Origin of the sequence: Arcicella sp. LKC2W (assembly GCF_034931005.1) — a bacterium.
Lineage (GTDB): Bacteria > Bacteroidota > Bacteroidia > Cytophagales > Spirosomataceae > Arcicella.
The window spans coordinates 1-2,500 of record NZ_JAYGIN010000057.1 but is presented as its reverse complement, the minus strand read 5'-3'; the positions used below and the strand labels follow the sequence as shown (position 1 = coordinate 2,500).

At 46.8% G+C, this 2,500-nt stretch carries 2 rRNA genes (1 of these 2 cut by a window edge); both read left to right on the top strand.

Going from position 1 to position 2,500, the window contains the following annotated elements:
• Nucleotides 1-2,254: ribosomal RNA gene (locus tag VB796_RS23560) — 23S ribosomal RNA — on the top strand; it begins 573 nt to the left of the window's first position.
• A gap of 127 nt (nt 2,255-2,381) precedes the next feature.
• Nucleotides 2,382-2,493: ribosomal RNA gene (gene rrf, locus VB796_RS23555) — 5S ribosomal RNA — on the top strand.
• The last annotated feature ends 7 nt before the right edge of the window (nt 2,494-2,500 follow it).

The following is a 2,500-nucleotide window of genomic DNA, read 5'->3' as shown; positions in this document are numbered from 1 at the left end:
TTGTTGTGACGGCGTGCCTTTTGCATAATGACCCTACGAGTTACTCTTCCTGGCAAGATTAAGGTTTATAGAACTGAAGTCGGAGCGAAAGCGAGTCTGAATAGGGCGCTTAGTCAGGGGGAGTAGACGCGAAACCTTGTGATCTACCCATGGCCAGGTTGAAGGTGTGGTAACACACACTGGAGGACCGAACGAGTTTACGTTGAAAAGTATTTCGATGAGCTGTGGGTAGGGGTGAAAGGCTAATCAAACTGGGAAATAGCTCGTACTCCCCGAAATGTTTTTAGGAACAGCGTCGTGGTTGAGTTTCATGCAGGTAAAGCTACCAATAGGACTAGGGGGAGTCAAATCCTACCAAATCCTGATGAACTCTGAATGGCATGAAATATACACGGCAGTGAGGGCAGGGGTGCTAAGGTCACTGTCCGAGAGGGAAAGAACCCAGACCAACAGCTAAGGTCCCAAAATCTATACTAAGTTGAACAAAGGAGGTCTGATTGCAGAGACAGCCAGGATGTTAGCTTGGAAGCAGCTATTCATTTAAAGAGTGCGTAACAGCTCACTGGTCGAGCGAGGCGGGCATCGATAATAAACGGGCATCAAGTATAGTACCGAAGCTTTGGATTATGTATTATGTACATACTGGTAGGGGAGCATTCTCATTGCAGTGAAGGATAGTCGATAAGGCTTACTGGAGCGGTGAGAAAAGCAAATGTAGGGATGAGTAACGATAATGGGGGCGAGAAACCCCCACGCCGAAAAGTCAAGGTTTCCTCAGCTATGCTAATCAACTGAGGGTTAGTCGGGGGCTAAGGGTTTAGCGAAAGCGAAAATTTAATGCACATCAGGTTAATATTCCTGAACTTACTATTAGGGAAACACAATGACGGAGATTCGTGGTTGGCAGGTACTGACGGAATAGTGCCTTTGAGAAGAAGCCGCAAGGCAGAAACGAGTTAGCGAAGAGACTTCCAAGAAAAGTTGTGAATCTATACTTAATAGTAACCCGTACCGTAAACCGACACAGGTGACTGGGAAGAATATTCTAAGGCGCTCGAGTGAATCACGGCTAAGGAACTCGGCAAATTAACCCTGTAACTTCGGGATAAAGGGAGCCTCCTCGCAAGAGAGGCCGCAGAGAATTGGTCCAGGCGACTGTTTAACAAAAACACATGGCTTTGCAAAAACGAAAGTTGACGTATAAGGCCTGACACCTGCCCGGTGCTGGAAGGTTAAGAGGGGATGTCATCGCAAGAGAAGCATTGAATCGAAGCCCCAGTAAACGGCGGCCGTAACTATAACGGTCCTAAGGTAGCGAAATTCCTTGTCGGGTAAGTTCCGACCTGCACGAATGGTGTAACGATCTGGACACTGTCTCAGCCGTGAGCTCGGTGAAATTGTAGTAACGGTGAAGATGCCGTTTACCCGCAACGGGACGGAAAGACCCCATGAACCTTTACTATAGCTTAGCATTGAGTTCTGGTACTGGATGTGTAGGATAGGTGGGAGACTTTGAAGTGGTGTCGCTAGGCATCGTGGAGTCAACGTTGAAATACCACCCTTCTTGTACTGGAATTCTAACCTAAATAGGGACATTGCTTGGTGGGTAGTTTGACTGGGGTGGTCGCCTCCAAAAGAGTAACGGAGGCTTTCAAAGGTACCCTCAGCACGCTTGGTAACCGTGCGTAGAGTGCAATAGCAAAAGGGTGCTTGACTGTGAGACAGACAAGTCGATCAGGTACGAAAGTAGGATATAGTGATCCGGTGGTTTAGTATGGAACAGCCATCGCTCAAAGGATAAAAGGTACTCTGGGGATAACAGGCTGATCTCCCCCAAGAGCTCACATCGACGGGGAGGTTTGGCACCTCGATGTCGGCTCGTCACATCCTGGGGCTGGAGAAGGTCCCAAGGGTTCGGCTGTTCGCCGATTAAAGTGGCACGCGAGCTGGGTTCAGAACGTCGTGAGACAGTTCGGTCCCTATCTGTTGTGGGCGTAGGATTATTGACAGGTTCTGACTTTAGTACGAGAGGACCGAGTTGGACTGACCGCTGGTGTATCAGTTGTTCTGCCAAGAGCATCGCTGAGTAGCTACGTCGGGATCAGATAAGCGCTGAAAGCATCTAAGTGCGAAACTGACCTGAAGATGAGTAATCCATATAAGGGCGGTCGTAGATGACGACCTTGATAGGTTGCAGATGTAAAGGTAGAGATACCAAAGTCGAGCAATACTAATTACCCAACAGCTTATTAAATTATACTGTCTGATAGTCAAGTATAGCTCTTACTCTTCAAAATCTTTCACAATATTACATGGACATTCCATAAGATATAGAGTGTTAATACAAGATAATTACATTGTATTAATAAACTCAAAAACCTTATGGGGTTGATAGGAGTAGTGTTCACCTCTTCCCATCTCGAACAGAGAAGTTAAGCCTACTGCCGTTGATGATACTGCAATCACATGCGGGAAAGTAAATAAACCCCAAATACTATTA